Below are 3,927 nucleotides of genomic sequence, written 5' to 3'. Positions count from 1 at the left end.
AAAGTATAAACAACTTCAACCTCTATTCTTCCTCGGCATACTTATCCCAATTTAAATCTTTTAAATTAGCTAATAAAGGAATTGCGCCAAATCTGCCAGAAAGGTATCCTTTTCTGACATCTAAATCAGGGCGCACATTGAAATCGCTTAAAGGGTAAAAATGGCTTTCTTCTTTTTGATTCTTCTCTGCAAACCAAATTTCATCCTGACGAAACAAATCGAGGTCGAGTAAATTTGATTCGTGAGTAGTGAAAATTATCTGGCCTTTTTTATTTGGAATTTGCTGAATTTTTGTGATGAAGTCTTTCAATAAAGAAGGGTGGATACTTTTATCAATTTCATCAATAAATATTGTAACTGATTCCGAAACTAATAAGAACAACAACGGTATAAAGTCAATTAACCTAAGTGTTCCGTCTGATTCCTCAAACAGATCAAACTCCGTTTTTTCACCACTATCATTCACATGATATGAGATGAATTTTTTAACAATAGGATTGCCGTCTTCCATCAAAGCAATAGCATTATCTGTTGAACTAACCGGTAAAGTATCTCCATTAAGAATGGCCCTTAAAACACGTTCTCTTTCCTGAATATTGCTTTCGCCAAAATATTGATGTAATGGAATTGATTCAACATTAATTTCTTTAATGCCTGTCTCAAAACTTGAAATGGTTTCATTCAAAAATACCTTAAATTGATTGTTGTCAAGGAACAGTTTTATAAAGTGAAAATTTACCATTTGCGGAAAGATAATATACATATATTGCTCAAACCATTCAAACGCATCTGTTATCTCCTTAAACTTCTTATCTTTTGCTAAATGAATAAAAAGGTTAGACGGTTTTAAAAGTTCTTCTTCATACAATTCAACTAAAAGCTTTTCTTTCGGAGACTTTGTATAGTTCTGAGACAATTTCAGTGTTTCCTTTCCTCTGGCATTTGATTTTCGTTCAAAAACAAGTTCATCATCTTTTTTACCATAATTTAACTTGTATAACCATTCTTCCTTTACAATTCCTTTGTGGATGGATAAACCATATGCGTATCCAATCTTGTTTTTAATAAATTCAATTTCAAGAGTAGAAGCTTTTCCTTCATTCTTTCCAAGTCTGAAATAACTTTTAGGATCGATGATATCTATGTGTCCTTCAAGCACAACATCACGAAGGGCCGTCAATGTCTTAAATAAATTACTTTTACCAGCGCCATTGGCACCATAAATAACTGCACTTTTAAGAAGTTCAACTTTAGGGAATCTGAAAATATGGTCAGGGTGTCTTCTAATATCCCCAGGAAGCATATTAAATTCAGTTTCTTTATTAAAAGAGAGGAAGTTTTCAGCTGTAAATCTAATTAACATGGTTTATTTTTACGTAAGGTGTGTTGTAAATCTACACATTTTATTAAAAATACGAAATAATATACAATTTACGACGATTTTTTCGTTATAACCTATATATTATTTGTCATTATTAATAAGATTTCCATCTGAGGAATATCAAAATGCTTATAAATAAAGTTGGGAATAGGGTTAGATAATATTATGATAACATCGCCTCAATTTATTGTAAAGTCTCTTTTTTGTCTGAATTCCAGATTTGCTTTTTCCCAATAAAACCTATACCTTAAAGTATTATTGTTTGACCCAAAACCCGACCCCACTATGCCTGACTTTGTATTCATGTTCGCCGGCCATGGTAGCCAATATTATAACATGGGCGCGATGTTATACCACAGCAACGTATTTTTTAGAAATACCATCCTCCATTTGGACAAGGAGGTCCGCAACCACACCGGTACTTCGGTAGTGGAATATCTTTACGGCAGGCGTTTCAATCCAGAAGGAATTTTCGATGACATCCGGTATACCAACCCCGCTCTTTTCATGGTCCAATACGCGCTCGCCCGTTTATTGCAGGAAGAACTACTGGTGAAACCTGATTATGTACTGGGTAGCAGCGTAGGGGAGATGGTGGCCGCGGCTGTGAGCGGCATGGTCTCACCAGCCGAAATGCTTACGGCTATGATCGACCAGGCGCGGATTATTGAGCGGTTGTGTAACAAAGGTGGAATGATATCCATTTTAGCAGATGCTGCTATTTACGAACAGGAACCGCTGTTGTATGAAAATACCACATTGGCCGCTGTAGACCACAAGGGACATTTTACGCTATCTGCTGATGACCGTACTTTGCTGGCAGTGCGCCTCTGGCTGGACAGCCACGAGTTATCTTACAGCCAGTTACCAGTGCGCTTTCCATTTCACAGTCCGCTGATGGAACCTGCCAGGGCACCGTTCATCCGCATTATGCAGCAATTGCGCTATGGCGCACCGGAAGCCACTTTTATTTCAGGTATTCAATCTGCTCCTGTTTACCAGGTAGATGCTGACTACTTCTGGGATGTGGTCCGCGAACCGATTGCTTTTAGCACTGCTATTGAAAGACTGGAAAACGCCGGGCCTTGCTTTTATATTGATTGCAGTCCGTCAGGGAGTTGTAATAACCTGCTGACAAAGGCACTGTCTCCTACATCTTCTTCTGTGAAACAGGTGATTATGAGTCCATTTGGGCAGGAGATTAAACATCTGCAGGCATTACTGCAAAAGAGGCAGGCTTATTCTTTATAAGTCCATTCGGGCAGGAGATTAAATAGCTGCAGGCATTACTGCAAAAGAGGCAGGCTTATTCTTTATGAGTCCATTTGGGCAGGAGATTAAATAGCTGCAGGCATTACTGCAAAAGAGGCAGGCTTATTCTTTATAAGTCCATTCGGGCAGGAGATTAAATAGCTGCAGGCGTTACTGCAAAAGAGGCAGGCTTATTCTTTATGAATGTATAAGCGATAGCATTTTCAAGATTATTCCAGTAATACTATTTTTCCAGCTTGTTCCTACAGAACAAAGCCTAAATGTCTTTGTGCTTACGCTAGCGCTTGTCCTCGTTTCTAAGCTTACCCTTGCGCTTGTCCTTCCGTTTGTCCTTGTTTCTACGCTTACGCCATCGCTTGTCCCAACACTTGTCCTTATGCTTGCGCTGGCGCCAGCGCAACAATATCTTTTACCTCAACCGTCTTCTTAAAGTAACCCTCATCTGTTACTTTAATCATCGCTTTGCCCATTTCCGCCAGTGTGCAAAACCCATTTTTAAACAAAGCCCGCCCTATCGGATAAATCCAGTCAATATACTTATACCCTTTCAACACATGCCTCGCGCCCTTATCCGCCCGCAGAAAACCAGGCCGGAACGCAAACACTTGTCTGAAAGGAAGTTGCATAAGATCATTCTCCGTCTTCCCTTTTACCCTCGCCCACATAATCCGGCCTTTTTCTGAACTATCCGTACCACTTCCGGATACATAGCAAAAGGTCATACCGGGGTTCTGTCCGCTCAGTACCTCTGCCACATGCATCGTAAGCGTATAGGTCGCTCTGGCATAATCTGTTTCATTTTTACCCACTGAAGTCACCCCCAGGCAAAAGAAACATGCATCATACCCTTTTAACTGATCAGCTACAGGCCGGATATCAAAAAAGTCAGCGTGGATGACTTCCTTTAATTTGGGATGTGATTTGCCAAAAGGCTTCCTGGCAAAGGATACGACTTCCGTGACCAATGGATTGCGGAGGCATTCTTCCAATACACCTTCTCCTACCATGCCGGTCGTACCGGTAACTATTACTTTCATAATTACAGTATTAATAACGTTTTCAAATGTACACAACTTCACCCGGGACTTGTTCGCTATTACCGGTAACTATTACTTTCATAATTACAGTATTAATAACGTTTTCAAATGTACACAACTTCACCCGGGACTTGCTCGATATTACCGGTAACTATTACTTTCATAATTACAGCATTAACAAGGTTTTCAAATGGTCACAACTTCACCCGGGACTTGCTCGCTATTACCGGTAACTAT

At 39.7% G+C, this 3,927-nt stretch carries 3 protein-coding genes; 1 reads left to right on the top strand and 2 read right to left on the bottom strand.

All coding sequences use genetic code 11. The features are described 5' to 3' along the window. Positions 1-22: 22 nt before the first annotated feature. Positions 23-1,363: an ATP/GTP-binding protein gene (locus tag BW716_RS26025; RefSeq protein ID WP_083727611.1), complete on the bottom strand. Its 1,341-nt coding sequence runs from the start codon at positions 1,361-1,363 to the stop codon at positions 23-25. 303 nt (positions 1,364-1,666) lie between these two features. Between BW716_RS26025 and BW716_RS26020 the strand changes: the two genes are divergently transcribed. Next, the gene (locus BW716_RS26020; RefSeq protein WP_083727609.1) at positions 1,667-2,632 is read left to right on the top strand and encodes an acyltransferase domain-containing protein; all 966 of its coding nucleotides are present in this window, start codon (positions 1,667-1,669) and stop codon (positions 2,630-2,632) included. A 395-nt stretch (positions 2,633-3,027) separates the two neighbouring features. On the opposite strand, the gene BW716_RS26015 is transcribed toward BW716_RS26020, so the two are convergent. Beyond that, positions 3,028-3,690, bottom strand: coding sequence for an NAD-dependent epimerase/dehydratase family protein (locus BW716_RS26015; RefSeq protein ID WP_083727607.1), 663 nt, complete (start codon positions 3,688-3,690; stop codon positions 3,028-3,030). Between the last annotated feature and the right edge of the window lie 237 nt (positions 3,691-3,927).

The organism is [Flexibacter] sp. ATCC 35208, from assembly GCF_001975825.1.
GTDB lineage: Bacteria > Bacteroidota > Bacteroidia > Chitinophagales > Chitinophagaceae > Chitinophaga.
The sequence above is the reverse complement of the archived record's forward strand: the minus strand, read 5'-3'. Positions and strand labels throughout refer to the sequence as shown.